This is a genomic window from Actinomadura rugatobispora, from assembly GCF_055379765.1.
Window position 1 is genome coordinate 7027249 of the sequence record NZ_AP029191.1, and the last position, 25906, is coordinate 7053154.

Annotated in this window: 24 protein-coding genes; 12 read left to right on the top strand and 12 right to left on the bottom strand. The window is 72.2% G+C overall.

Translation table 11 applies throughout. The features are described from left to right. Window positions 1-34: 34 nt before the first annotated feature. From ACZ466_RS31445 to ACZ466_RS31465, 5 genes are read right to left on the bottom strand one after another with little or no spacing between them, the layout of a single operon-like run. Window positions 35-1471: a hypothetical protein gene (locus tag ACZ466_RS31445; protein WP_378285053.1), complete on the bottom strand. Its 1437-nt coding sequence runs from the start codon at window positions 1469-1471 to the stop codon at window positions 35-37. Between the two features lie 34 nt (window positions 1472-1505). Continuing rightward, window positions 1506-2585: a type III PLP-dependent enzyme gene (locus tag ACZ466_RS31450; RefSeq protein ID WP_378285052.1), complete on the bottom strand. Its 1080-nt coding sequence runs from the start codon at window positions 2583-2585 to the stop codon at window positions 1506-1508. A 32-nt stretch (window positions 2586-2617) separates the two neighbouring features. Then, complete coding sequence (locus tag ACZ466_RS31455; protein WP_378285051.1) at window positions 2618-4228, bottom strand: IucA/IucC family protein; 1611 nt, start codon at window positions 4226-4228, stop codon at window positions 2618-2620. Next, window positions 4219-5760: an IucA/IucC family protein gene (locus ACZ466_RS31460; protein WP_378285050.1), complete on the bottom strand. Its 1542-nt coding sequence runs from the start codon at window positions 5758-5760 to the stop codon at window positions 4219-4221. Before ACZ466_RS31460 ends, ACZ466_RS31455 begins: the two co-directional genes overlap by 10 nt. Continuing rightward, on the bottom strand, window positions 5757-6962 hold the full coding sequence (locus ACZ466_RS31465; RefSeq protein WP_378285049.1) for an ATP-grasp domain-containing protein: 1206 nt from the start codon (window positions 6960-6962) through the stop codon (window positions 5757-5759). The genes ACZ466_RS31460 and ACZ466_RS31465 overlap by 4 nt, the downstream gene beginning before the upstream one ends. A 130-nt stretch (window positions 6963-7092) precedes the next feature. On the opposite strand from ACZ466_RS31465, the gene ACZ466_RS31470 reads away from it, so the two are divergent. After that, window positions 7093-7713 (top strand): HD domain-containing protein, encoded by a 621-nt coding sequence (locus ACZ466_RS31470; RefSeq protein ID WP_378285048.1) that lies wholly within the window; start codon window positions 7093-7095, stop codon window positions 7711-7713. Between the two features lie 78 nt (window positions 7714-7791). On the opposite strand, the gene ACZ466_RS31475 is transcribed toward ACZ466_RS31470, so the two are convergent. Beyond that, window positions 7792-8055 carry a DUF4031 domain-containing protein gene (locus ACZ466_RS31475; RefSeq protein ID WP_378285047.1) on the bottom strand — a complete coding sequence of 88 codons (264 nt, stop codon included), beginning with the start codon at window positions 8053-8055 and terminating at the stop codon, window positions 7792-7794. A 120-nt stretch (window positions 8056-8175) separates the two neighbouring features. Between ACZ466_RS31475 and ACZ466_RS31480 the strand changes: the two genes are divergently transcribed. Together ACZ466_RS31480 and nudC are read left to right on the top strand one after the other, a co-directional pair. Continuing rightward, the gene (locus ACZ466_RS31480; RefSeq protein ID WP_378285046.1) at window positions 8176-9564 is read left to right on the top strand and encodes a dipeptidase; all 1389 of its coding nucleotides are present in this window, start codon (window positions 8176-8178) and stop codon (window positions 9562-9564) included. Window positions 9565-9664: 100 nt separating this feature from the next. Beyond that, window positions 9665-10564 (top strand): NAD(+) diphosphatase, encoded by a 900-nt coding sequence (nudC, locus tag ACZ466_RS31485; protein ID WP_378285235.1) that lies wholly within the window; start codon window positions 9665-9667, stop codon window positions 10562-10564. A 16-nt stretch (window positions 10565-10580) separates the two neighbouring features. Here nudC and ACZ466_RS31490 read toward each other — a convergent pair whose 3' ends face one another. Then, window positions 10581-10868 carry a mycoredoxin gene (locus ACZ466_RS31490; protein ID WP_378285045.1) on the bottom strand — a complete coding sequence of 96 codons (288 nt, stop codon included), beginning with the start codon at window positions 10866-10868 and terminating at the stop codon, window positions 10581-10583. Between the two features lie 172 nt (window positions 10869-11040). Between ACZ466_RS31490 and ACZ466_RS31495 the strand changes: the two genes are divergently transcribed. Together ACZ466_RS31495 and ACZ466_RS31500 are read left to right on the top strand one after the other, a co-directional pair. Further along, window positions 11041-13131, top strand: a complete 2091-nt coding sequence (locus tag ACZ466_RS31495; protein ID WP_378285044.1) for an ATP-dependent DNA helicase UvrD2 — start codon at window positions 11041-11043, stop codon at window positions 13129-13131. Window positions 13132-13263: 132 nt separating this feature from the next. Then, window positions 13264-14847 (top strand): IS1182 family transposase, encoded by a 1584-nt coding sequence (locus ACZ466_RS31500; protein WP_378293548.1) that lies wholly within the window; start codon window positions 13264-13266, stop codon window positions 14845-14847. Window positions 14848-15017: 170 nt separating this feature from the next. Here ACZ466_RS31500 and ACZ466_RS31505 read toward each other — a convergent pair whose 3' ends face one another. Further along, window positions 15018-16277, bottom strand: coding sequence for an IS701 family transposase (locus tag ACZ466_RS31505; protein WP_378293577.1), 1260 nt, complete (start codon window positions 16275-16277; stop codon window positions 15018-15020). A gap of 353 nt (window positions 16278-16630) precedes the next feature. Between ACZ466_RS31505 and ACZ466_RS31510 the strand changes: the two genes are divergently transcribed. The 4 genes from ACZ466_RS31510 to ACZ466_RS31525 all read left to right on the top strand — a co-directional run bounded on the left by ACZ466_RS31510 (window position 16631) and on the right by ACZ466_RS31525 (window position 18855). Then, entirely contained in the window at window positions 16631-17518 is an 888-nt protein-coding gene (locus tag ACZ466_RS31510) for an acyl-CoA thioesterase (protein ID WP_378288613.1), read from the top strand. Window positions 17519-17746: 228 nt separating this feature from the next. Next, window positions 17747-18160 carry a hypothetical protein gene (locus ACZ466_RS31515; RefSeq protein WP_378288615.1) on the top strand — a complete coding sequence of 138 codons (414 nt, stop codon included), beginning with the start codon at window positions 17747-17749 and terminating at the stop codon, window positions 18158-18160. Between the two features lie 118 nt (window positions 18161-18278). Next, the gene (locus ACZ466_RS31520) at window positions 18279-18557 is read left to right on the top strand and encodes a WhiB family transcriptional regulator (protein ID WP_378288705.1); all 279 of its coding nucleotides are present in this window, start codon (window positions 18279-18281) and stop codon (window positions 18555-18557) included. A gap of 97 nt (window positions 18558-18654) precedes the next feature. Next, window positions 18655-18855, top strand: coding sequence for a hypothetical protein (locus ACZ466_RS31525; protein ID WP_378288617.1), 201 nt, complete (start codon window positions 18655-18657; stop codon window positions 18853-18855). A gap of 432 nt (window positions 18856-19287) precedes the next feature. Here ACZ466_RS31525 and ACZ466_RS31530 read toward each other — a convergent pair whose 3' ends face one another. Then, window positions 19288-20652, bottom strand: coding sequence for an ABC1 kinase family protein (locus ACZ466_RS31530; protein ID WP_378288619.1), 1365 nt, complete (start codon window positions 20650-20652; stop codon window positions 19288-19290). 249 nt (window positions 20653-20901) lie between these two features. Here ACZ466_RS31530 and ACZ466_RS31535 point away from each other — a divergent pair, with 249 nt between their 5' ends. Continuing rightward, window positions 20902-21702: an enoyl-CoA hydratase/isomerase family protein gene (locus ACZ466_RS31535; protein ID WP_378288621.1), complete on the top strand. Its 801-nt coding sequence runs from the start codon at window positions 20902-20904 to the stop codon at window positions 21700-21702. Window positions 21703-21769: 67 nt separating this feature from the next. Here ACZ466_RS31535 and ACZ466_RS31540 read toward each other — a convergent pair whose 3' ends face one another. Continuing rightward, entirely contained in the window at window positions 21770-22156 is a 387-nt protein-coding gene (locus tag ACZ466_RS31540) for a hypothetical protein (protein WP_378288623.1), read from the bottom strand. Between the two features lie 268 nt (window positions 22157-22424). Between ACZ466_RS31540 and ACZ466_RS31545 the strand changes: the two genes are divergently transcribed. Beyond that, entirely contained in the window at window positions 22425-22997 is a 573-nt protein-coding gene (locus ACZ466_RS31545) for a M48 metallopeptidase family protein (RefSeq protein WP_378288625.1), read from the top strand. Continuing rightward, window positions 22994-23704: a hypothetical protein gene (locus ACZ466_RS31550; protein WP_378288628.1), complete on the top strand. Its 711-nt coding sequence runs from the start codon at window positions 22994-22996 to the stop codon at window positions 23702-23704. Before ACZ466_RS31545 ends, ACZ466_RS31550 begins: the two co-directional genes overlap by 4 nt. Here the strand turns inward: ACZ466_RS31550 and ACZ466_RS31555 are convergent. Next, window positions 23701-24267, bottom strand: a complete 567-nt coding sequence (locus tag ACZ466_RS31555; protein ID WP_378288629.1) for an NUDIX hydrolase — start codon at window positions 24265-24267, stop codon at window positions 23701-23703. The two genes, ACZ466_RS31550 and ACZ466_RS31555, sit on opposite strands and share 4 nt — an antisense overlap. Before the next feature lie 175 nt (window positions 24268-24442). Continuing rightward, window positions 24443-25831, bottom strand: coding sequence for a zinc-dependent metalloprotease (locus ACZ466_RS31560; protein ID WP_378288631.1), 1389 nt, complete (start codon window positions 25829-25831; stop codon window positions 24443-24445). Window positions 25832-25906: the final 75 nt, after the last annotated feature.

Here is a 25906-nt window from a genome sequence, read left to right on the forward strand (position 1 = left end):
TGTGACCGCGGAGCCGACGGCGTTCTGCGCGTTGTCACTGCTGGTCGGAGGCACTGGATGGAGGGGGATCGGCGAGGTCGTGCAAGAAGTCGGCGGCCGCTTCGGCGGGGTCTTTGCCGATCAGGGAGCCGATCGATGATTCCCATGTCACGGCATGCTGCTCGACTTCTTCCCGAAAGGAGGCGTTCAGCGTTTCTTCGTTCAGCAGTCCCGCCAGATCGAGGAGCGGCCGGCCCGGCCCGCGTCCGGTTACCGTCACCCGCGGATTGATCAGCCACATGCCGTTGTCGGACGGCGTTCCGCCGACCGTCACCGCCATCGACATGAACGGGTGGTCGAGGGACGCCCTGACCGAGGGCGCGGCGGTCAGGTCGGCCTCCAGCCGCCAGTTCCGGCGGGTGAGGGCCGCCCACGGGCCTGGGACGGCATGCTCGCCCGTGACGCGCAGAGGAGTCCGGCTTCCCGGGCTCGGCAGGGACGCCGTCCAGGAGTGGTGCCCGCGCGTGCCGTCCATCCGGATCCCGCCTTGGCCGTCCCGCAGGAGCGTGACGGCGGGCTCCGGGCCGTCCTTCCGCTCGCGGCGCTCTCGCTTGGGCCGCCGCTCCTCGGCTGCCTCGCCCAGGGCGGCGGTGAAGGCGTCCAACCAGTCCTTCGGGACGGCCGTCACGGTCGTCTCGTCGCGCAGCACCAGGGGCCCGCGCGCCGGGGACGCCGCCAGCCTGGGCGTGAACTCCCGCCGCCAGGTATGGGCGAACCCGTTCAGCGCCTTGCGGTAGCCGATCGCCGTCCTGCGCCGCCTGAACAACAGGAACGCGGCGACGAACGGCAGGGCGGGGCCCCGGCCCCGCACGATCGCCGTCGGGGTGACGGCCCAGCCCTTGGCGGCCTTCCTGACGCTCACCCGCAGCCCGGCGCGGAACGGTCCCGCGGTGAGCGTGACCGCCACCGGCCCCGCGTCACCGCCGCCCTGGCTCCTGCGGCGGGACGCGGCGTCGTCCCACCAGCGGCGCAGATCGGCGCGCGCGTCCCAGGACACGCGGATCAGCCTGGTCCCGCTCCACCAGGGGCCGGTGCCGCGGCCGTCGCCGCTCACCCGTACGGCGCGCAGCCGGCCGCCGGTGCGGTCGAGGACGACGGTCGCCCACGCGGCGACGTGACCGCCGGCGACGTTCACCCGGAGCCTGCTGATCCCGGACGGCCGCCAGGCGATCACCTCCACGTCGGCGCGCCAGGCCCCCTCCGGGGAGAGGGTGATCTCGTACGCGGCGCCGTCGGCCAGGTGCCGCCCGCGCACGAGCCGCACCGCCTCGACACCGGCCTCGGCCTCGGCGCCGGTCGGAGTCCCGAGGTCGAGGCGGCCGCCGTCGGCGAAGCGGAGTTCCCCGGCGGCCTCGTACAGGAGCCCGGTCGCGTGTTCGACCAGGTCGCGGGGCAGGGCGGTCAGCCCGATCTCATGCCGGAAGCGGGTCATAACCGACGATCATGCACCACCCGGGCGGAACGGTTCAGCTCAGGTAGTGGAACGCCGGTTTGGGGTGCATCAGGAAATCGTGGTGGGAGATGTTCCAGGCGTACGCGCCCGCCATGCCGAAGGCGATGAGATCGCCGGGGCGCAGGGACGACGGGACCGGCACGTCGCGGGCGAACACGTCCTTCGGCGTGCAGAGCTGGCCGACGAGCGTGGCGGGGGCGGGCGCGGTACGTCCGCCGCCGTCCCGGGGCAGCACGGTGAAGGGCTGGTCGTGGCCCTTGGTCACGGGCGTGCGCAGGTGGTGGGTGCCCCCTCGCAGGACGACGTAGGTCTCGCCATGGGTGGTCTTCACGTCGAGGACGTCGGTCACGTACCACCCGTGGTAGGCGGTCAGGGCGCGCCCTGGTTCGATGCGGAGCCTGGCCGCGCAGTCGGGCAGGCCCGCTGCGTACGCCCCCCAGTCGAACCGGGATTCGGGGGAGCGGTAGTCCACGGCCATGCCGCCGCCCAGGTTGAGCTCGGGCCTCTCCACGCCGTGGGCCTCCAGCCAGGGCAGGGCCCAGTCGATGATGTGCCGCGCCAGGTCGAGCATCGCGGGGGCGTCCAGGCCGGAGGCCAGGTGGGCGTGGACGCCTCTGAGGGTGAGGTGCGGGGTGTGGGCGATGCGGTGCGCGCACGCGTTGAGGGCTTCCTCGTCCATGCCGAAGGGGCCGCTCATCTGGAGTGCGGCCCCGGCGGTACGGATCGGGAGGTTGGCCCGGAGGAGGACGGCGGCGCGGCGTCCCATCTCGGCGAGACGGGCCAGTTCGTGGGGGCTCTCCACATGGATGCGCTCCACGCCGAGATCGAGGGCCAAGGCCAGCTCTTCGTCCGTCTTGCCGGGGCCGCCGAAGGCGAGGCGCGCGGCGGGCAGGGTCTCCCGTACGTGCGTCAGCTCGCCTCCGGACGACACCTCGAAGCCGTCCACATGGGGGTCGAGGGCGCGGAGTATGGCCGCGTCGGGGTTGGCCTTGGCGGCGTAGAAGAGCTCTGGACCGAGGGCGCCCTTCATGGACGCGCTGATGGACGCGGCGTGCTGCTTGAGGCCGTTCAGGTCGTAGACGTAGGCCGGCAACCGCGTCAGACCGCGTAGAAAGCCGTGCGGGGTCATGATCCGGCGAAGGGGTTGGGGACGGGCACGTAGGTCGCGGTGCGGTCGGCGGTGCGTGCCCAGCGCGCGCGCAGGTTGGCCTTGGCGGGGAAGGGGACCCCGGCCAGCAGCGCGCGCAGCTGCGGATGGTCGCCGCAGGAGGCGAAGTGGGGGCGTGCCGCAGGCCAGAGTTCCGCGTCGATGCCGGGGTGCAGGTCGGCCACGGCCGCCGCTATCTCGGTCAGGTGATTGACCAGGAGGCAGTACACGACGCGGTTCCAGGCGCGTCCCGGATCGTAGGTGAGGGCGTCGCGCACGCGGGGCGGGAGGGCCGCGAGACGGTCGTGCCAGGCCGGGGTGAGCTTGGTCCCCTCCAGGTCGCGGAAGGCCGTCTGGACCGGCATCCCCTCGTCGTCCACGGCGACCAGGACGTTCTGCAGGTGGGCCTCCAGGACGATCCCGTGTTGCAGGTACACGCGCAGGGCGGGACGTGCCACGTGCCGTACGTAGGCGTCCCACCAGGCGAGGGCGCCTTCCGGGGTGGCCAGAGCCGGGAGCCCGGAGAGGGTGTCGCCGTAGGGATCGGCCAGGGCGGCGGAGAGAAGGGGCGTTCCCTTCAGCCCGCCCACGCCCTGGCGCAGGATCACCCCGAGTCCCTCGTGCAGTCTCCGGTCGGCCAGGGCGACGCTGCGGTAGGCGGGTTCGGCCAGGAACGTGCAGCCGTCCAGTGAGGCGAAGACGGGTTGGACGATCTCGTTGAGGGCCACCGCGCCGGTCAGTTCGTACCAGGCGTTCTTACGGACGCAGTTGGTGATGCGGATGTCCAGGCTGAACTTGCAGAAGACGTCGGCGGCGGGCACGTAGGCCGTGCGGACCGACGATGTGGGCGCCACCTCGGGGGCGGCGGGTCCCAGGTCGTGGAGCAGCCCCTCGGCGAAGGCCCGGCGCAGGACGGGGCGGTCGGCCAGGAGCGAGAGCTGCCACGGGTGGGCGGGCAGGAGGCGATGGCCGGGCGGTGCGGCGGGGCCCAGCTCGTCCAGGACGGAGAACGCGGCGCGGTCCCCCTCCTCGATCAGCAACTCTTCCCGTACGGCGAGCCAGCGCGGGAGGAAGCGAGCCCTGGTCTCCGGCGCGTACGGCAGCCATTGGGCCGGGTCGCCCTGGCGCGCCTTGGGCGAGGGGTGGAAACGGTGCCCGGAGAGCAGGGACTGCTCCGATTCCACGTAGGCGTCGACGGAGGGGTCCGCCGGTGATTCTTCGCGCGCCCGCAGAAGCGCGGCCAGGGTGGAGTGGCTGTCGCGCACCTGTGCGAGGAATTCGGGATTGGCCTGGCCGGTGGCCAGTTCCAGCTCGCCCGTCACCAGGTCGGCCAGCCGGTCCCAACCGGTGGCGATCCAGGCGGAGTCGCGGTGTTCCTCGAACGGGGGAGCGAGCCTGTAGGTGGGGCCGGACGGGGGCCTGGCCAGGCCCGTGCGGAGCGTGACCCCGACGCGGGGCAGCCGCACCACCAGGTGCCCTCCGTCCTCCCGCACCTGCTGCTCGGGCGCGCACACCTCCCGGACGAGGCAGTTCAGCAGGGCGGTGGCGGTGGCGTCGTCGGCGGTGAGAGCCGGTCGTGTCAGCAACACGTGTCGTCCCGAAGGTAGTTGGGCCCCGGCGGGCCGTAGTGCTTGTTGATGTCGGCGGAGCCGGTGCGGGCCTTGTCGACGAGGGTTCCGGCGGTGACCATCGCCTTGGTCGGCAGGGTGCCGGCGTCCAGGGTGCGGGCCCGGAGGAAGGCGTCCCCGGGGCCGAGCGCCGCGTCGAGCCGGTCGCGGATCATCGCCAGACCGTCCGGCAGCGGCAGCAGCCCCCGCTCGGCCAGCCCGAAGGCGGGCGCGGCGGCGCACAGGTGGAGCGTGATGGTGACGAAGACCCTGGCCAGCGCCTCGGGGTCCTGCGTCGCCATGCGGGGATCGATGAACGAGCCCTCGTGGGACTCTCCGTCCCCGAGTACGAGGGTGCCGTCATAGTCCTTGACGAGCAGCTTCAGCCCGCCGCCCTCCAGTCCGTCCTGGGGAAAGGCCGCGTCCAGGACGAGGGACACGTTCTGCTGGTGCGCCTCCAGGGCGATGCCGCGCCGGAACAAGGTGACGTTCCAGGACAGCAGCGCGTCCAGGTAGGCGCCGAAGAGCGTGGGCACGTCCCAGCGTTCGATGACGAACCCGCCCTCGGGTGCGCGTGCGAGCAGGGCCGCGACCGGGACGACGTGCGCGCGCGCCGTTTCGGGTGGGAAGCGGCGTACCAGGTAGGCGAGCAGGGGTGAATCAGCGTGCCCGTAGGTCTGCTCGTCGGCCAGCAGGATGGGGAGTCGCGGTTCTTCTTGGAGGACGCGGCGGAGGAGGCGTTCGGCCAGGGCGCCGTCGGGAAGCGTGCGCGGAACGATCGTCCGCCTGTTGCGCAGCCCCAGGGTGCTGGTGGGCAGAGGGACTTTCAAGTGCGTGAGCCGGTCCGCCTCCACGACCATGCTGCGCATCGACAGCGTCGGGGCGACGGGGACACGCGGCTCTGGAGCGAACGTCACGCCCGTGAGGTGGGGCACCGTCAGGGGGTGCACAGGGAAGAGGCCGTCTCCGGGCCACCACTCAGGCAGCACTCCCATTTCCGTGACCCGCTCCGAAGGGACTCGTGCCCAGTGCATCGGGAACGTCGGCGCGAACTCGGGCGCGTGGCGTTCCAGGTCTTCCGGCTCCAGCCCAAGGCGGCAGCGGCCCATGGGGTGGACGGGGTGGTCGGTGTAGGCGGCGAGGGTCTCGTAGTAGGCGCCGGGGCCGACGCGCAGCTCGTCGGGCAGGCGCGCGAGCCGTTCCAGTACGGCGGGCTGGGCCGACTCGTGCAGGCGCGCCGTGGCCAACATCTCCCGGCACTCCCGTTCAAAGGCCGCGACGTCATCGCGCGGGTCGGCCAGTGACCGCACCAGGGCGAGGACATCGTCGAGCCTCAGATCCTGTGCCGGGTCCACGACGTGGGTCGAAAGGAAGCCCCCGCCGATGAGGCGCACGCTTCTCCTGCCGCCGCCGGGCAGATCCAGGGTCCGCCCTCTGGCGAAGCGGCGAAGACCCGCGTAGTCCTCGCGCAAGAGGGCGTCGAGCACCCGCGCGGCGAGCGTGGCCTCGTTCACGCGATCGTCCAGGAGTGCGCCTTGCGGAAGCGCTCCAGGGCTGATTCGACCTCGTGCTCAGAGGGGCCGATGGCGCGGATCGTCCCCAGGAAGTCGCGGTTGGTGCGGGTGACGGCGATCCGCTCGCCGACCTTGCGCTGCGGCCGGTACGACACGTGCACGCCGCCGTCGGTCAGTTCCATGGGCTGGGGGGCCGCGGCCAGGACGCCGTCCCGTTCGGCAAGGACGACCTCGGCGACGGCGTGGCGGCCCTCGCCGTCCGCAGGGGGTTCGTAGGCGGGCAGGCGCTCGCCCAGATGCACCCGGAGGATCCAGTCGAAGAGGGGCACCCCGAGCAGGTCCGCCATGAGGAAGTCGCAGTGGTCGCCGATGAGCCGGTAGTTGACCTCGATCAGCCGCGCGCGCCCTTCGTGCACGACGAACTCGGTGTGGCAGGCCCCGAAGCCCACGCCCAGCGCCTCCAACTGCGCGATCACCTGGCCCGTCTCGGGGAGAGGCGGCGCCCATGCGAGCCGCTCTTCGATGAAATAGGGGGGCGGCGACAGCTTCGTATGGAACGAACCGAGCACACGCAGCGAGTGGCCGTCCCCGAGCGTTTCCAGGGTGTGCAGTTCCCCGGGCAGGTACTCCTCCGCGACGAGGGGATCGGAGCGCCGTGCCCGGATCTCCGCTCGGCGTGCGGCCAACTCCCTGGCGTCGTGCACGAGGAAGACGTCCTCGCTGGCCACCCCTTCGCGAGGCTTGAGGACCAGTGGGTACGGGGCGTTGCCGGGCACCCTGTCCGCCGCCGCAGAGAAGACGGGGTCGATCCCGGCCAGATGGCGCCGCATGAGGGCCTTGTTCTTGGCGCGGGTGGCCGCCCTCCAGTCCTTGCCGGGCAGCCCGTAATACGCGGCGGCCAGGGCGGTGGGGGCCTGCAGGAAGTCGCTGTTGGAGAAGAGCGCCGCGGGCGCGCCCGGCCCGGCCAGGTCCTCGCACCGCGCGATGATGTCGCGGTAGTCGGACACCTCGCACCGGACGATCGGGCCGTCGAACACCTCGGCGTGCTCGTCCGGCCGGTCGGTGAGCACCGTGACGGGCGCGCGGCCGGCGGACGCGGGGGCGAGCCGGGCGGCGGCGGGCAGGAACCCGGACGTCACCGAGTCGGTGACCTTCCCGGCCACGAGGACGAGGGGGAGCGAGGCGGAGAGCGGGGCGCCCACGGCCACCTTCCTGTACTGAGGTAAGGCTTGCCTAACTCGAAGAAGGCACCCATAGTGTCGGGGCCGCGGGCCCGGTGCAAGCAAGGCGCCGGGCGTGTCTCGCGGGCCCCCGTCCGACAGGATGGGGACCATGGATCTGGTCGATCGCTGGGTCGCGCTGGCCGGCCCCCAGACGCGCCGCATAGGGGCGGAGCTCGACGCGCGCTACGGCGAGAAGCACCGCCGCTACCACACGCGCGAGCACCTCACCGCCGTCCTGGACCTCGTGGACGAACTGGCCGGGCACGCCGACGCCCCCGACGCCGTACGCCTGGCCGCATGGTTCCACGACGCCGTCTACGACCCCGAACGCGCCGACAACGAGGAGCGCAGCGCCCGCCTGGCCGGCCGCATGCTGGCCGACACCGACCTGGCCGACGACGTGGTCGCCGAGGTCATCCGGCTGGTGGAGCTGACCGAGACGCACGCCCCCCAGGCCGGCGACCGCAACGGCCAGGTGCTGTGCGACGCCGACCTGGCGATCCTGGGCGCCGACCCGGAACGGTACGCGGCCTACGCCTCGGCCGTGCGGGAGGAGTACGGCTTCGTCCCCGAGGAGTTCTTCAGGGTCGGGCGAGCGGAGGTGCTCAGCGGCCTGCTGGCCCTCCCGGCGCTCTTCCACACGCCCCAGGCGCGCGAACGGTTCGAGGCCCAGGCCCGCCGCAACCTTGAGACCGAACTCATGCTCCTCAAGGCCACCCCGCCCTCTTAGCCCCGTCCGGCGAACCGCTGGGCGGCGCATCCCGCTCATAGACCGCATGGCACCCTCCCTGGGGGCACAGGGAGGGTGCTAGGCGCGGGCGAACTTGCGGCGGCGCAGGCCCGCGCGGGTGAGCCGGTGCAGGAGTTCCTGGCAGCCGACCTCCTCGGCCCCGAGAGTGACCGCGGCGCCGTAGAGTTCGGAGGGCACGTCGTAGTGGTCGCGTTCGAAGGCCCGTGGAGGCAGCCCGAGATCGGCCGCGAAGACGTGCAACTCCTGGAACGACACGTCGCTGACCATGTGCGACCACACACGTCCCCGCGCGGGCCACAGGGGCGGGTCAATCAGGATCACGGGGCCTCCCGACGCTCGTTCGCCTGCCCTTGTCCTATGCCGGTGCCGGCGCCTTCCGCAAGTCGCCCGCCGCCGGGAGCGGCCGGAGCGGCGTCAGAAACATGCACAAGGAGATAGCTGGTGGACGTTTCCGAATACATCGGGGCGAGCAAGGAGCGGTTCTTCGCCGACCTGAAGGAGTGGCTCGCCATCCCCTCCATCTCGGGGGATCCCGAGCGCAGCGCGGACGTACGGCGCTCGGCCGACTGGCTCGCCTCCTACCTGCGCGGCATCGGCTTCCCCACGGTCGAGCTCTGGGAGACGCCCGGCCATCCCGCCGTCTTCGCCGAATGGCCCGCCGCCGACCCGGACGCGCCCGCGGTCGTCGTCTACGGCCACCACGACGTGCAGCCGGTCGAGCCGCTGGACGAGTGGGAGACCGACCCGTTCACCCCCGTGGAGAAGGGCGACCGGCTCATCGGCCGCGGCACGTCCGACGACAAGGGGCAGGTGTTCTTCCACACCCTCGGGATCCGCGCCGGGCTCGCGGCCTCGGGCGCGACCGCGCCGCCCGTCACCGTCAAGCTGCTGGTGGAGGGGGAGGAGGAGTCGGGCTCGGTGCACTTCGCCGAGCTTCTGCGCACGCATCGCGAACGGCTGTCCTGCGACGTTGTCGTCATCAGCGACACCACGATGTGGTCGGAGGACGTCCCGTCCATGTGCACGGGCATGCGCGGCCTCACCGAAGCCGAGGTGGCCCTGTACGGCCCGGAGCGCGACCTGCACTCGGGGTCCTTCGGCGGGGCCGTCCCCAACCCGCTGCACGCGATGGCCGCTCTCCTGACGGCCCTGCACGACGCCGACGGCCGCGTCACCGTCCCCGGCTTCTACGACGACGTCGTCCCGCTCACGGACGAGGAGCGCGACCTGTTCGCCCGCCTCCCCTTCGACGAGGCCGAGTGGCTCCGCACCGCGGGCAACAGCCGAGCCCCGTACGGAGAGAAGGGCTACACCACCCTGGAGCGGGTCTGGGCGCGTCCAACAGCCGAGATCAACGGCATGTGGGGCGGCCACACCGGCCCCGGCGGGAAGACCATCGTCCCCCGTGAGGCACACGCCAAGATCTCGTTCAGGCTGGTCGCCGGACAGGAGCCGGGCAAGGTGCAGGAGTCGTTCCGCGCCTGGGTCGAGCAGAACACCCCGCCCGGCGTGCGCGCCGAGGTCACCATCCCGGGCGGCGGCGTGCGCCCCTGCTTCTCGCCGATCCGCTCGGCCGGCGTGCAGGCGGCCAGGCGCGCCATGGAGAAGGCGTTCGGCAAGGAGGTGCTGTTCACCCGGGAGGGCGGCAGCGGCCCGGAGGCCGATCTGGCGGACATATTGGAGGCCCCGCTGGTGTTCCTGGCGGTGGGCCTCAACGGCGACCGCATCCACGCCCCCAACGAGAAGGTCGAGATGCCGCTGCTCCTCAAGGGCGCCGAGGCGGCCGCCTACCTGTGGGACGAGTTCGCCACCGCGTTGCGTTCTTCCTGAGGACGGCGCGTGGCCGGCACGAGGTCGGCATGATGAGAGACCGGGCCGTACAAGAGGAGGGTCGTTGACAGACGCGAAGACCGAGCCGCCCACCGAGTCGATGCTGGAATGGCTGGCTCTGGCGCGCGGCACCCTGGACAGGGCCGCCGAGCGCCGCCGTGACCAGGACTGGGTGGAGGCCACCTGGGCGGACCCGCGCACGCGGGTGTTCACGATCGAGGGCGGACGCGTGCTCGTGTCCTACGATCCGGGCCCCGCACTGGTCTTCACGCCCTCCGGCAAGGCCCCCGAGGGGGAGCGCTACCTGCTCGGCGTGGACGACGAAGGCGTCGCCTACTTCGTCGTACGAGGAACGCTCCCCACCATCGAGGGGGCGGAGCGGGCGGGCCTGAGGCGAGTGGGCGCGCTCCTGGGAGACCAGGACTCGGGCCTGCTCACCCACGCGGTCGCCCTGGAGCACTGGCACGCGACCAACCCGTACTGCCCGCGCTGCGGCGGACGCACGGAGGTCACCGCGGCGGGCCACGTGCGCGTGTGCCCGGCCGACGGCTCCGAGCAGTTCCCCCGCGTGGACCCGGCCGTCATCATGCTCGTCCGCGACGACCAGGACCGCGTCCTGCTGGCGCGCGGTCCGAGCTGGCCCGCCGACCGCCGCTCGATCCTGGCCGGCTTCGTCGAACCGGGCGAGTCCCTGGAACAGGCCGTCGCCCGCGAGGTGCGCGAGGAGGTCGGCCTGGACATCGACGACATCCAGTACCTGGGCAGCCAGCCGTGGCCGCTGCCGCAGAGCCTCATGCTGGGCTTCTTCGCGCGCGCACGAGGCGACCAGGAACTGCGCCCCGATCCCGAGGAGATCCTGGACGCGGCCTGGTACACCCGTGACGAGCTGAGGGACGCCCTGGAAAGCGGCCGGATCGTGTCACCCGGCCCGCTCTCCATAGCGGCCCAGCTCATCATGCGCTGGTACGGGGGCCCGCTCCCGGACATGCCCCCGTTCTGACGTCCCGGGGAGAGTCTCAGACGCCGAGGAGGCGCTTGACCTCCTTGGCGCTGGGGTTGGTCAGCACGTGCCGTCCGGCCTCCGGCGTGTCGATGACGACCGTGGGCACCGTCTGGTTGCCGCCGTTGACGCTCATCACGAAATCCGCCGCGGCCGGGTCGCGCTCGATGTCGACCTCGACCATCTCGATGCCGTCCCGGGCGAGCTGGCTCTTGAGCCGCCTGCAGAAGCCGCACCAGGTCGTGGTGTACATGGTGAGCGGCCCGGTGGGCGCGTTCGCCTGGTCCGTGGTGGGCGTGGCCATCGGCGCGTCGTCTCCTTCGTCTGACACTGCGACTGATGTGGTGCGTAGGGCGATCGAACGATTCAGGCGATGGCGACAACACCCGGCCGGCGCCTCGCATTCCGCTCAAGGAGGTTATCCACAGACCCGGCAGGAGGCCGATCCGGTCCCCGCCTGGTGCCAGGATGGGGGCATGGAGGCTGAGCGTGTACTGGCGGGGCTCGACCCGGAGCAGCGGGCCGTGGCCGAGGCGGTGAAGGGCCCGGTCTGCGTGCTGGCGGGCGCCGGCACCGGCAAGACCAGGGCCATCACGCACCGGATCGCGTACGCCGCGCTGACCGGCGTGGTCGCGCCGCAGCGGGTGCTGGCCGTGACGTTCACCAACCGGGCGGCCGGCGAGCTGCGCGCCCGGCTGCGGCAGCTGGGCGCGCCCGGCGTGCAGGCCCGCACGTTCCACGCCGCCGCCCTGCGCCAGCTGACCTACTTCTGGCCGCGGGTGATCGGCGGCGAACCCCCCAAGATCATCGAGTCCAAGATCGCGCTGGTGGCGGACGCCGTCCGGGCCTGCCGGCTGGCGTTCGGCCGCACCGAGCTGCGCGACATCGCCAGCGAGATCGAATGGGCCAAGGTCACCCAGCACCGCCCGGAGGACTACGCAGGCGCGGTCGCCACCGCCTCCCGCAAGATGACCGTCGACGTGGCCGACGTCGCCCGCGTCTACGACATGTACGAGACGCTGCGCCGCGAGCGCAACCTGCTCGACTTCGAGGGCATGCTCGAGCTGACGGCCGCCGTGCTCACCGAGCACCGCGAGGTCGCCGCCCAGGTCCGCGAGCAGTACCGGCACTTCGTCGTCGACGAGTTCCAGGACGTCAACCCGCTGCAGAAGCTGCTCCTCGACACCTGGCTCGGCGGCCGCGACGACCTGTGCGTGGTCGGCGACCCCAACCAGACCATCTACTCCTTCACCGGCGCCAGCCCCTCCTACCTGCTCGACTTCACCCGCCAGTTTCCCGACGCCAAGGTGGTGAAGCTGGTCCGCGACTACCGCTCCACCCCCCAGGTCGTGCGGCTGGCCAACGGCGTCATCGGACAAGCCAGGGGCGAGGCCGCCCGCCGCCACCGGCTGGAGCTGGTCGCGCAGCGCCCCGACGGCCCCGACCCCGTCTTCAACGAGTACGACGATGAGATCGCCGAGGCCGACGACATCGCCCGCCGCGCCCGCAAGCTGGTCGAGGAGGGCGTGCCCGCCCGCGAGATCGCCGTCCTCTACCGCGTCAACGCCCAGTCCGAGGCCTACGAGTCGGCGCTGGCCGCCGCCGGCGTGCCCTACGTGCTGCGCGGCGCCGAGCGGTTCTTCGAGCGGCCCGAGGTCCGCGAGGCGGTGATCCGGCTGCGCGGCGCCGCCCGGGCCGGCGCCGACGCCGAGACCGACGGCACCGGCCTGATCGCCACCGTCCGGCACGTCCTGTCGGGCGCCGGGTTCTCCGACCGCCCGCCCGAGGGCTCGGGCGCGGTCCGCTCCCGCTGGGAGTCGCTGGCCGCGCTCGCCCAGCTCGCCGAGGACATCGCCGCCGACGACCCGCGCGCCGGGCTGCCGGAGTTCGTGGCCGAGCTGGAGGAGCGCGCCGCCGCCCAGCACGCCCCGCCGCTGGAGGGCGTCACGCTCGCCTCGCTGCACGCCGCCAAGGGCCTGGAGTGGGACGCGGTCTTCCTTACCGGCGTGGTCGAGGGCACCCTCCCCATCATCTACGCCGAGACCCCGGAGCAGGTCGAGGAGGAGCGCCGCCTGCTGTACGTGGGCATCACCCGGGCCCGCGAGCACCTGTCGCTCTCCTGGGCGCTGTCCCGCTCCCCGGGCGGCGCCCGGCGCCGCCGCCCGTCCCGCTTCCTGGACGGCCTCACCCCCAAGACCATGACCCCCGTCCCGGCCCGCGTCGACCGCACCCACCGCCGCGCCGGCAAGGGCCCCCAACCCTGCCGCGTCTGCGGCCGCCCCCTGACCGCCGCCATCGAACGCAAGCTGGGCCGCTGCGAGAACTGCCCCGCCGAGCTCAACGAGGACCTCCTCCTCGCCCTCAAGGACTGGCGCTCCCAGACCGCCGCCGACCAGAAGATCCCCGCCTACGTCGTCTTCACCGACGCCACCCTCCAGGCCATCGCCGAACACAACCCCGGCTCCGCGGAGGAGCTGGCCAAGATCCCCGGCGTGGGCAAGGTCAAACTGGACCGCTACGCCGAAGCCGTCCTCTCCCTGTGCACAAGCACCTCCCCACCCCCCTGACCCGACCCCGCGAAGCCCCGGATCGGCCAGGAGGACTGCCGCGCAGCGGGTCGAGCGGTTCTAGAAGACTGCTGAAGATCTTGGGGTTCTGGCCCCGTCGCGGTTGCGGCGGGGCCAGTGTGGTGTGGTGTGGTGATGGGTGAATGGGCCGGGGAGAGGGTCGGTCCGGATGTGTGGGAGACGTGCCGGGAGCTGATCCCGGCCGGGAGCGTGTTCGCGTTCCTGGCCGAGCACCGTGGCGCGTTGTTCCCGGCGGAGATGTTCGCCGACATGTATCCCTCGGCCAACGGGCGGCCCTCGATGCCGCCGCAGATCCTTGCCGCGGCGATCCTGCTGCAGGCCCTGCACGGGCTGTCGGACTTTGAGACGGTGCAGGAGTTGCGGTGTGACCTGCGGTGGAAGGCCGCCTGCGGGCTGGGCCTTCACGACACCGCGTTCCACCCGTCGCTGCTGGCCTACTTCCGTCGCCGGCTGGCGCGTTCGGCCCGGCCGGACCGGATTTTCGAGGCCGTCCGGCAGGTCGTCCAGGCGACCGGGGTGCTCAAGGGCCGGCAGCGGCGGGCGCTGGACTCGACCGTGCTGGACGATGCGGTGGCCACCCAGGACACCGTCACCCAGCTGATCGCCGCCGTCCGGGCGGTGATCCGCGAGGTGCCGGGAGCGGCCGGGGTCGCCGCCGCCCGGTGCACCGCGCACGACTACGCCCAGGCGGGCAAGCCCCGCATCGCCTGGGACGATGAGCAGGCCCGCGCCGAGCTGGTGGACGCGCTGGTCACCGACGCGCTGCGGCTGCTGGGGCACCTGCCCGAGCAGGAACTGGGCGAACGGGCCGCGAACGCGGTCGGCATCCTGGCCCTGGTCGCCGGTCAGGACGTCGAACCGGCCGGCGGGTCCGACGGCCGCGACGGACGCTGGCGCATCACCGACGGCACCGCCCCCGACCGGGTGATCTCGGTCGTCGATCCCCAGGCCAGGCATGTCCACAAGACCCGCAGCCACCGCCAGGACGGCTTCAAGGCCCACCTGGCCGTCGAGCCCGAAACCGGCCTGTTCACCGCCGTGGCCCTGCGACCGGGCGCCGGGCCCGCCCACCATGAGGCCGTCGTCGGCCTGGACCTGCTCTCCTGCGAGGACACGCCGGTGGAGGTCTTCGGCGACACCGCCTACTCCACCGGCCAGGCCCGCCGGGCCCTCACCGCCGCCGGGCACCGGCTGTTCATCAAACCCGCCCCGCTGCGGCCCGCCATCCCCGGCGGCTTCACCCTGGACGACTTCGCCATCGACACCACCACCGGCACCGTGACCTGCCCCGCCGGGCACACCGCTCCCTTAACGGAACCCGGCGGGCGACACCACCAGCGCAAAGCCACGTTCGGAAAGCTCTGCACCGGGTGCCCCCTGCGCGAGCGGTGCACCAACGCCAAGGCCGGCCGCATCCTGACCATCCGCCCCCACCACGACCTCCAGGCCGCCGCCCGCCGCCAGGCGGCCGGCGATCCGGCCTGGCAAGCCGACTACCGCCGCTGGAGACCACCGGTCGAACGCGCCGTCGCCTGGCTCGTCCACCACGGCAACCGCCGCCTGCGCCACCGCGGCACCATCGCAGGCGACGCCTGGCTGCACACCCGGGCCGCCGCCCTCAACCTCCGCCGACTCATCAACCTCGGACTCACCCGGACCAACAGCACCTGGCATCTGTCCTCGGCCAACGCATGACCACAGAGGGGCTGTCCGGCCCACGGCCGGACAGCCCCTCTAACAAGATCTTCAGCAGTCTTCTAGTAGGGCTTTGTTAGTTCGTCATGGTGGGTGCTGGTGGCATGTGGGGCATCGGCCGCTCCAGGTGGCGAGCAGCACTTGGAGCTGTTTGAGAATCTTGTAGAGACTCAGGCCGCCCCGGCCGCTTTTGGGCTGGCCAGGCGTAGTTCGGTGAGGAAGAGGTGTGCGGCCGAGGCCAGGGTGACGTGGCGGTGCCAGCCGGTCCAGGAGCGGCCCTCGAAATGGGTGAGGCCGAGGCCGGTCTTGAGTTCGCGGTAGTCGTGTTCGATCCGCCAGCGGATCTTGGCCAGGCGTACGAGGGTCTTGATCGGGGTGTTTTCGGGCAGCGTGGAAAGCCAGTAGTCGGTGGGCTCGGGCTCACCGGGCGGCCACTCGGCCAGCAGCCAGCACGCGGGCACACTGCCGTCGGCGGCTTTGGGGATGTCCCGGTTGGCGGGACGTACCCGGATCGCGGTGAAGCGTGAACGCAGTTTGGCGGTGGGGTTGGCCGCGGTCTTCCTGGTGCCCTGGCGCCAGGTCACCCGCCGCAGGCTCGCGCGGCCGGCGGCCAGCACCAGGTCACGGAGGTTGGAGGCATCCCCGGCGTAGCGTGGCCCGGGCGGGCGGCCGCGTCCGCAATAGGCCGGCGTGACCGGCACCGCGTCGCCGTCGTAGGCGCTGGTGGCGGCCTTGACAGCCATCACATAGCCGATGCCGCGCTCGGTCAGTCCCAGCCGGAAGGTGGTGTTGTCGCCGTATCCGGCGTCACCGACGACCAGCGGCGGCATGTGCCCCCAGGCGGCCAGTTCGTCGATCATGTCCAGGACGAGCCGCCATTTGGGACGATGCCGTACCTGATCGCCGATGCCGCAGCGCCTGCGCCGCTCGGCGATCCGCCCCGCCTCCTGCGGATCGGCGGCCAGCGTGTCATCCCACCGCTCGGGCATGAACAAACGCCAGTTCAGCGGGGCCGAGCAGGCGTCGGTGACCGCATGCACGCTCACCGCGATCTGGCAGTTGGTCACCTTGCCCGCCGTCCCGGTGTACTGCCGGGCCACACACGGCGACCCGTCCCCGTCCTTGAGGTGTCCGGTGTCGTCCAGAAGCCACGCCTCCGGCTCCACCACCCGCAGCGACCGATCCGCCAACCTCCGCCGCACCGCCACGAAATCCCACGTCGAGGACGTGATGAACTGCTGCAGCCGCTGATGATCGACCCCCAGGCGCTCGGCCATCGGCTGCATCGACTTACGCCGCCCGTCCAGCATCAGCCCCCGCAGATACAGCCCGCCGTTCAAGCGCTGCTCACGACGCGCGAACGGCGTGAAAATCTCACCCGCGAAGTCCTCAAGACGGCCACGAACCTCAGCCAGCTCAGCCGGAGTCACACCAAGATCATCCCATATGATACCGAACTAACAAAGTCCTACTAGGGCCTGTCTCGAAGTGGCCTCAGGTGCCGCCCGAGCGCGTTACCTGGACGGTGGTGCGATGCCGGAGACGAGCATCACCGTCCAGATCGCGAAGCGATGCCGCGCTCGCCAAGGCCCGGTTAGGGGCGAGCCGCCAGGCGAGCACCGTAGGCCGGGACTTTGAGACACAGCCTGAGGGCTTGCTGCGAGGTGGGCGGGGTAAGTGGGGTGCTTGTGCGGATGGCTTCTGAGAGACGGAAACGTGCTCGGGTGTCGGCCGGGTTGGGGGAGAGTGCGGTCACTTCGGATTGTTTGGGAGAATCGCTGGTGTGAAGGCTTCCTTGAAGGCACTGCTGGAGCTGCTCGACCTCGAGCAGATCGAGAACGACATCTTCCGCGGCCGCAGTCCCGAGGAGCGCCGGCAGCGTGTCTTCGGCGGGCAGGTGGCGGGGCAGGCGCTGGTCGCCGCGGGACGGACCGTCCCGGTGAACCGGCCCGTGCACTCGCTGCACGCCTACTTCATCCGGCCGGGCGACCCGCTGGTCCCGATCGTCTACACCGTCGACCGGGTGCGGGACGGGAGGTCGTTCACCACCCGGCGGGTGCTGGCCATCCAGCACGGGAAGGCGATCTTCAGCCTGTCCGCCTCGTTCCAGATCGTCGAGGACGGCCCCGCGCACCAGGCCGCCATGCCCGAGGCGCCCGACCCCGAGACGCTGCCGACCGCGCTCGAGCGGTTCACGCCGCTGTTCGGGGAGCGCGGCGCCGTGGAGTTCGTGGAGGGACGGCCCTTCGACGTCCGGCACGCCACGCCGCTCACCTGGGAGGCGGCCAAGGACCCGGCCCTGAGGACGCCCGAGTCGAAGGTGTGGCTCAAGGTGGACGGCGAACTGCCCGACGACCCGATGCTGCACGTGTGCCTGATGACCTACGCCTCCGACATGACGCTGCTCGACACCGTGCTGCTCAACCAGGGGCTCGCGTGGGGCGACCAGCGGACGATGGGCGCCAGCCTCGACCACGCCATGTGGTTCCACCGGCCGTTCCGCGCCGACGACTGGCTGCTCTACTACCAGGACACCCCGTTCGCCGGAAGCGCCCGCGGCCTGGCCAGGGGCCAGGTGTTCACGCAGAACGGCGACCTGGTCGTGTCGGTCATGCAGGAGGGTCTCATCAGGACCTCGGCCGAGCCTCAGGGGGAGCCCCAAATCCCTTGAGTATTCAAGGATGATGACGAAGCCGTCATCACTGACTTAGACGGTCGAATCGGGGGCCCGGTTCTCTTCGAGGCCCGTGAAGTGACCCACAAAACCGCAGGTCAAAAATACCTTGATTGATTTGCGGAAGTGGCCGTACTCTCGTACGCGAGCGATCAGACGGCCCGACGATGGATCTTGGATCCGGCGGACGGGCCCCAAGGAGCCAGGAAGGTGGTGTGCGGTCCGGTGAGCACGATGTTGATCAAATCAGCGCAGTCCTGGACGCGCGCCTGCCCCGCCGGCTCCTCGATGAGGTATGGCGGCGGCGCCATGTTCGCCGTCCAGCCGTGGAGCGCCCTCCAGCCAGTGGCCGCCGTGTGCCCCCCGCGTCATGACGTGGTGGGTGGCGTGTCCGGCGGCGCGGCGGCGCTGCGCGGCGATGCCATGCGCGGCACCGCGCGGTCCGAGGCCGACCTGTTCGGCATGCGACTGCGTACAGCGTCTGTTCGGCAAGGCGTGCAGCGAGTCCAGGACGAGCAGGGGCGGACCGTCTTCGAACACCTCGAAGGCGCCAACCCCAGCGCTCCGGCCACGGCCCACGTGGACGCCATCTCGATCAAGGGTGGCAAGGGTCCGTACCCCTGGAGGCGACCGGTCTAGAAGACACCGGCAAGCCCCCAGGCCGCGGATCCAGACACCGGATCCGCGGCCTTCTTGTTTGCCAAAAACGCACCGACACACCCGTTGCGAACCAACGAGAGGAATCAGGGTGACTGTGATGCAGGGGGCTCTCGCAGTGAGCGAGGAGGACCTCACCCTTCCCTGCCGGACCGACCCGGAGCTGTTCTTCGCCGAGGCTCCCGCCGACGTCGAGCTCGCCAAGGCCCTGTGCCTGGAGTGCCCGCTCCGCAAGGAGTGCCTCGCCGGCGCCCTTGAGCGCAAGGAGCCCTGGGGCGTATGGGGCGGCGAGCTGTTCGTCCGCGGTGTCATCGTTCCGCGCAAGCGGCCCCGTGGCCGTCCGCGGAAGAACCCGGTCCCGGACGAAGTGGCCGTGTGAGGACCACGTGACCGCCATACCGACACTCGACCGTGTGGAGATCGGGGGCACGGTCCCCGTACAGGGGCCGTGCCCCCGGGCCGCCGGGGAGAACCAGATGAACTTGCTCAGCCAGGACCTGTCCCGGGAACGAATACCGGGTGCTGAGGTGGAGCTGGCACAGCGGGTGCGCGCCCTGCGGCGCGCGCGCCGGGACGCCAGGACGCGGGCGGCCCGCGTCCGGCGCGCCCTGCTGGCGCCCACCTCGGCCGGGGACCCTTACGTGTCCCGGCCCGCTCGCGAGACCGGCCACAGGTAAACGACGAAGCCCGCACGGTGGCAGGCCGCCGCCGCTCTTCTTGGATGGTTTGGCGGCCGGGCGGCCTCCCGTGCGGGCCTCCGGAGGCGTGCCCGGCGACCCCCTCGCCGGGCACGCACGAAAGCGGGCCCCGCGCGTCTCATCAACGCGCGGGGCCCGCTTCAAAGTCCCGGCCTACGGCGCTCGCCTGGCGGCTCGCACCTGACGGGCCTTGGCGAGCGCGACATCGCTTCGCGATCTGCCGCCTCACCGCCCAGGTAGCGCGCCCGCGCGGTCGCTGAGGCCACTTCGAGACAGGCCCGAGGCCCCGCTCGATCGCGACATCGCGCTTCGCGCGGTTGCTGGTGCCACCTCTGGACAGGCCCGAGGCCCCGCTCGACATCGAGTCCCCGAGCGGGGACGACTCCTGCCTGAGGGGCAAAAGAGTGCGGGTCAGCCGGCCAGTTCGTCGTCCTCGTCGGCCGCGGCGGTGATCTCGGCCGGGGCGTCCTCGTCGGCGAAGCCCGGGATCCAGCGGAGGGACTCGGCGCGGGCCGGGATCTCGCATTCGAGCTGGCACAGCACGCCGGTGCCGGCCGACAGCACGCGGTGGACGATCACGTACTCCGGCGGCAGGTTGAGCTGGCGGACGACGTTGGTCGGGCGCAGGTCGGTGACCCGGGCGGCCATGTCGCGCAGCCACTCGCGGCTGAACTTGAACGTGTCGTTCACGAACGGCTCGGTGATCGGGGCCAGGAACGCGTGCAGGGACTCGGCGTCGACGTCCACGCCCTCGCGGATGAAGTCCTCCCGGCGCAGCGCCTCCTCGACCTGGTCGATGTCGGCCATGGTGCCGATGCGCAGCAGGCGGCCCATCCGGTACTGGAAGTCCTCGGGGATCCGGTCGACGGCGCCGAAGTCCATCACCCCGAGGCGGCCGTCGGCCATGACGCGGAAGTTGCCGGGGTGCGGGTCGCCGTGCAGCATGCCCGACCGCTTGGGGCCCGACAGCAGGAAGCGGCAGTACAGCAGGGCGGCGTGGTTGCGCTCCTCCTCGTCGCCCGAGCTGATGATCTTCGAGAGCGGGGTGCCGTCGATCCACTCGGTGACGAGCACGTCGCCGGACTGGGCGATGACCTCGGGGATGTAGAAGTCGGGGTCGTCCGCCGGGTACGCCTCGCGGACCGCGGTCTGCGAGGCCGCCTCGACGGTGTAGTCGAGCTCCTCGGCGACCCGCTCCTTCAGCTCGGCCAGCATCGACTTGACGTCCAGGCCGGGCATGAGCACCGAGAACAGCTTGGCCAGCCGGGCGAGCTGGTTGAAGTCGCTGATCAGGGCCTTCCCGGCGCCGGGGTACTGGACCTTGACGGCGACCGCGCGGCCGTCCTCCCACACGCCCCGGTGCACCTGGCCGATCGAGGCGGCGGCGGCCGGCTCGTCGTCGAACGACTCGAACCGCTCCCGCCAGTCCTGGCCGAGCCCCTCCGCCAGGACCTTGTGGACGGCGGCGGCCGGCAGCGGCGGCGCGGCCTCCTGGAGCTTGGTGAGCGTGGCCCGGTACGGTCCGGCGATCTCCGGCGGCAGCGCGGCCTCGAAGATCGACAGCATCTGGCCGAGCTTCATCGCCCCGCCCTTGAGCTCGCCGAGCACCTTGAACAGCTGCTCGGCGGTGCGCTGCTGGATCTCCATGGCGACGGCCTCGGCGGGGCGGCCGAAGGTGCGTTTCCCGACCCCCAGCGCGGTGCGCCCGGCGAAACCGAGCGGGAGGGACGCCAGCTTTGCGGACCGCGTCACCGCGCGGCGGGGGAGATCGCTCACGCCGACCATTGTCGGTGATCCGCTTCCGTTTCCGCTACAACGATACGGCAACCGCCCCGGCGCCTTCCTCCGGTGCGCGGCGGCGACCTGCGACAATGCGGTAAGTGTGCGCTTTCTCACGCCGTGGCCCGATCTGTGATATTGCGCATGCGCGCGTGAGAGCCGTGCCCGGCCTGGACGACCGCGCCGCACGCGCGTGGGCGAGGCCGGTGCGCAGCGCGGGGTGGCGGGGGCGATAGCGTGCGGGCCATGCCCGAAGAGCTGTCCGATGTCCTGCTCGTGGAGCGCCGTCCCGACGGCGTCGCCGTCCTCACCCTGAACGACCCGGACCGGCGCAACGCCATGTCCGACGAGATGACCGCCGCCTGGAAGGACGCCATCGCCGCCCTGCGCGCCGACACGGGCCTGCGCTGCGTGGTCGTCACCGGCGCCGGAACCGCGTTCTCCTCGGGGGGCGCCCTGGGCTTCCTGGCCGACAGCAACGCGATCGCCGTTCCGCCGCTGCGCGACCGGATGCTGGAGTTCTACCGGACCTGGCTGACGATCCGCGCCCTGGAGGTGCCGACGATCGCGGCGATCAACGGGCATGCGGTCGGAGCCGGGTTCGCGCTCGCGCTGGCCTGCGACCTGCGGTACGCGGCGGCCGACGCCAAGCTGCTGGTGCCGTTCACCGCCCTCGGACTGCACCCGGGCATGGCCACGACCTGGCTGCTGCCGGAGGTGGCCGGGCTGCCGCTGGCCCGCGAGCTGCTGTTCACCGGACGGGCCGTCAGCGGATCGCAGGCCGAGTCGCACGGGCTGGTCAACCGGGCCGTCCCGCGCGAACTGGTGCTGCAGGAGGCCCTGGACGTGGCGGGCCAGATCGCCGCGCAGGCGCCGATCGCGACCCGGCTGACCAAGGTGGCCCTCTCGAACGGCGGCCATCCCGACATGGAGTCGGCGCTGCGCTGGGAATCCCTCGCCCAGCCGGTCACCATGGCGTCCAAGGACATGGTGGAGGGCCTGGCGGCCCAGCGCGAGAAGCGCCGCCCGGTCTTCACCGGCGAGTAGGCGCGCCGAACGGACGACCCCGGCGGGGCCGCCTCGAAACGGCCCGCCCCGCCGGGGTCGAGGCGGGTCAGAGCTTGATCGGGCCGGGGGGCTCGTCCGGGGGGAGTTCCGCCTTCGCGTCCTCGGCCGTCGTGCCCGTTCTGGCGCGCGCCCTGTGCCTGGCCAGGCGTTCCATCGCCGCCGACAGCAGCATCGGCGCGGCGATCTCCGTCACGCGGACCACCGCGCCCGGCGGGAGCCCGTACCGCTGGGCGATCTTGCGTGCCACCGGCCGGAGCACCCGGCCCGCCGCCCCTCCGGCGACCGCGCCCGCGATGCCGCCGCCCACGCGGCGTCCCAGGGACGGGGGCGGGGTGCCGAGCCGGGTGCCGTCCGGCCCTTCCAGGATCTCCGGCGCGGTCTCCGCACCGGTGCCGCTGGCCTGCCGCCGCTGGTGCCCTGTCAGCGTGATCACCCCTGCTCATGTCGCATTTCGGTCGTGAACGCCCCCTTCGTACCCGGCAGCGAACGGATCAAGCGGCGACCTTCCGGAACGCGCGCGGCCCCGGCGAGCGTCGGCGCCACGCTGCGGACGGGAGGTGGGGCCCATTGGGCAGTCGGTGTGGAAACCGCGCGGAGACACTGTGGAAACAGTATGGGGATGCTTGAAAACAGGCCGGTTGACCTGCGGAAACTCCCAACACCCCCTGTGGAGGAAGCAAATTTTTAGGTACGGTTCTGGAGTGCCCCCTAACGTAGAGGTCCGCCGCAGTAACCGCCGCCGGCGGACGGTGTCCGCATACCGCGATGGGGACAAGGTCGTGGTGATGCTGCCCTCCCGGCTGACCAAGGCCGAGGAGGAGCAGTGGATCGCGACCATCCTCGAACGGCTCGAGGAGCGCGAACGCCGTCGCCGCCCCTCCGACGCCGACCTGGAAGTGCGGGCACGCGAACTGTCCAGGCGCCATCTCGGCGGCCGCGCCGTTCCCGCCAGCGTCCGCTGGGTCGGCAACCAGCGCACCCGCTGGGGGTCCTGCACGCCTGACGACGGCACCATCAGGCTCTCCACACGGCTGCGTGGCATGCCGTCCTGGGTCGTCGACTACGTGCTGGTGCACGAGCTGGCGCACCTGCTGGTCCCCGGGCACGGCGCCGACTTCTGGAAGCTGGTCGGCAACTATCCCAAGGCCGAGCGGGCCCGCGGCTACCTCGAGGGCGTGGCCGCCGCCGCCCACCTGCCGATGGAGATGGACGCCGACGGCGCCGCCGGTGACGAAGAGCTGCCTCCCGAGTGCCACCACGGGGTCGCCGGGTGAGTTCCGGCCCCGGCCCGTCGTCCCCCGCCTCCCGCCGTTACGCCGCCGTCCTGTCCGTCGAGGACCCGGACGGCGCCGCCCCGAGCCCGAGCCCGCCGGGAATCGATCCCGAGGAGTTCCGCCTCGCGCTCCTGGAGGACACCTACGAGGTCGTGGCCGGCCTGGAACTGGTCACGCCCGCGCTGGTGCTGGACCCTCCCGGGCAGCCCGCCGCCGAGGCGATCACCTGGCCCGGCACCGCGATCGTCCGGGAGCACGGTCTCGCCGCCGCGTTCGCCGCCCTGCACGCGCTGGGCGCCGAGGAAGCCGTGCTGCTGGCCTCCGACGCCCCCGACCTCCCGCCGCTGCTGATCGGCAAGCTCTTCCGCGCCCTCGGCGACGCCCCGGCCGCCGCCTGCCAGGCCGAAGGCCCCCTGGACGCGGGCCCGCCGCGGCACGAACACCGTCGCGGCACGCCGCACGGGCTGGTCGCGCTGGCCGCACGGCTGCCGCTGCCCGGGTGGCTGGCCGCCGCCCTCGGCGACGTCGATCTCGACACCCCCGACGCACTGGCCCGGCTGCGCACCGCCGCGCCCCGTCCGGGGCTGGTCCCGCAGGGCCCCGGCTGGCACCGCCTCCGCACGCCCGCCGACATGCGCCTGCTCGACCCCGGCCTGGAGGGCTGGGAGAACACCCGCGCCCTCCTCCAGGGCCACCCGCTGCGCTAACCCGCCGTGCCGGACCGGGACGACGCCAGACGGGCCAGCCGCCGGACGGCGTCGTCGGTCGGTTCGGGCAGGGCGTCCACCGGGAACCAGCGCAGATCCTCCGACTCGGCGCTGATCGCGTGCCGGGCGTCCGCGGGCGCCAGCGCCACGAACTGCACGTCCAGATGCCACGACCCCTCCGGATGGCAGCGGACGGCGTGCAGGTCGAGCTGCGCGGGCACGGGCCGCAGCCGCAGCCCGTCGATCCCCGACTCCTCGGTCGCCTCCCGCAGCGCCGCCCCCGCCAGCGTGGCGTCGCCGGGCTCGCAGTGCCCGCCCAGCTGGAGCCACGCCCTGATCTTGCGGTGCAGGGTCAGCAGCACCCGCGTCCGGGACTCGTCCACCACGATCGTGCTGGCGGTGATGTGCCCGGCCACGCACTCCCGGAACGTTCCGTCCGGATGATCGGCCAGATGGCGCAGGAAGTCGCGGCGGAGCTTCTCCTGGCGCTCGTCCGGCGCCCGCCACCCCTCCAGCACCCGTACGGCGTCCGCGTGCAGCGGGCCCGGCGACGGACCCGTCATACGCGGCGGCTCACACGCGGATACAGCGAGTTCACCGGGTGGCGGCGCCGCCGCTCCTGATCACGCGGCCGCTGCCAGCACAGCCCGGCCCCCGCCACACGCCTTCTGACCTGCGCGGACGCGGTCTCCGGTGTGAACCGGCAGCCGGGTACGCGCGAGCGGCCCGGACGCGACCTCACGCGCGGGACCCCGGGCCGTCACCGGGCTCGCCGTCCCCGCCGCCCTTGCCGCCGCTCTCGTCGTCCTCGCCCTTGCTCTCGTCCGGCTTCGCCTCGCCGGTCAGCGCGGAGATGTCCAGGTCGAAGCCCTCGATCAGGTCCCGGCCGTGCACGAACCCCTCGGGGTCGTCGAGATCCTCGGCGTTCGGCAGCAGGTCGGGGTGCTCCCAGATGGCGTCCCGGCCCTGCACGCCGCGCGCCTCGGTGAGGCTGCGCCACAGCGCGCCCGCCTCGCGCAGCCGCCGCGGCCGCAACTCCAGACCCACCAGCGTGGCGAAGGTGCGCTCGGCCGGCCCGCCCGTGGCGCGGCGCCGCCGCACCGCCTCGGCCAGCTTCACCGAGCCGGGCAGCCGGTCGCCCGCGACCTGGTTGACCACCGTGTCCACCCAGCCCTCGATCAGCGCGAGGCTGGTCTCCAGCCGGGCCAGCGCCGCCTTCTGCTGCGGCGTCTCCTCCGGCGTCAGCTGCAGCTCGCCGCCGAGCGCCTGCTGGATCGCCTCCGGGTTGCTCAGGTCGAGCCCCTGCACGGCCCGCTCGATGCCCGACAGGTCGACGGTGATGCCCCGCGCGTAGTCCTCGACCGCGCGCAGCAGATGGGCGCGCAGCCACGGCACGTGCGCGAACAGCCGCTGGTGCGCGGCCTCCCGCAGCGCCAGGTACAGCCGCACCTCGTCATCGGAGATCTCCAGGCCCTCGCCGAACGCCTCCACCCCGGCGGGCAGCAGCGCCCCCACGCCCTCCGGCGCCAGCGGCAGGCCCACATCGGACGACCCGACCACCTCGCGGGCCAGCGCACCCAGCGCCTGCCCCGCCTGGCCGCCCACCATCGCGCCCGCCATCTGCTTGACCATGCCGATCAGCGGACCGGCCATCGCCTGCATGTCGGCGGGGATGTCGCCCGAGCCCAGCGCCCCGCCCATCGACTCGACCATGCGGGTCGCGATCGGGTCGCAGACCTTCGACCACACCGGCAGCGTCTGCTCGATCCACTCCGAGCGGCTCCACGCCTTCGGGCTGCGGATCCCCGCCGGGAGCGTGGTGCCCTCGTCCAGCCACAGGTCGGCCAGCCGCAGCGCCTCCTCGACCTGACGGCGCTCGGCGTCCACGACCGAGGGGTCGCCCTGCTCGGCCACCGCGTGGCGGGCTATGTTCTTGGCCAGATCCCAGTTCAGCGGGCCACCGCCGGCGCCGGGAGCACCCTGGCTGCCGATCATGTCGGCGAAGCGGTGCAGCATGTCGGCGAACTGCTGCATGTCGCCGCCCATGGCCTTGAATGGATCCTGGGGCTTGTCGTCGTCACCGTCGTCGTTGCCGGGACGGTTGAAGCCGAAGGGAGTGTCACTCATCGGTTCGCCCCTGGGATGCATGATGGGCTCATATCCGCAACGTTAGCCGGTCCCGGCGAAGTCGCGAACACAAGG

Coding starts and splice junctions, on each gene's coding strand:
- ACZ466_RS31445 (WP_378285053.1), bottom strand. CDS start 1,471: ATGACCCGCTTCCGGCATGAGATCGGGCTGACCGCCCTGCCCCGCGAC.
- ACZ466_RS31470 (WP_378285048.1), top strand. CDS start 7,093: ATGGATCTGGTCGATCGCTGGGTCGCGCTGGCCGGCCCCCAGACGCGC.
- nudC (WP_378285235.1), top strand. CDS start 9,665: ATGCTGGAATGGCTGGCTCTGGCGCGCGGCACCCTGGACAGGGCCGCC.
- ACZ466_RS31490 (WP_378285045.1), bottom strand. CDS start 10,868: ATGGCCACGCCCACCACGGACCAGGCGAACGCGCCCACCGGGCCGCTC.
- ACZ466_RS31495 (WP_378285044.1), top strand. CDS start 11,041: ATGGAGGCTGAGCGTGTACTGGCGGGGCTCGACCCGGAGCAGCGGGCC.
- ACZ466_RS31520 (WP_378288705.1), top strand. CDS start 18,279: ATGCAGGGGGCTCTCGCAGTGAGCGAGGAGGACCTCACCCTTCCCTGC.
- ACZ466_RS31525 (WP_378288617.1), top strand. CDS start 18,655: ATGAACTTGCTCAGCCAGGACCTGTCCCGGGAACGAATACCGGGTGCT.
- ACZ466_RS31535 (WP_378288621.1), top strand. CDS start 20,902: ATGCCCGAAGAGCTGTCCGATGTCCTGCTCGTGGAGCGCCGTCCCGAC.
- ACZ466_RS31555 (WP_378288629.1), bottom strand. CDS start 24,267: ATGACGGGTCCGTCGCCGGGCCCGCTGCACGCGGACGCCGTACGGGTG.
- ACZ466_RS31560 (WP_378288631.1), bottom strand. CDS start 25,831: ATGAGTGACACTCCCTTCGGCTTCAACCGTCCCGGCAACGACGACGGT.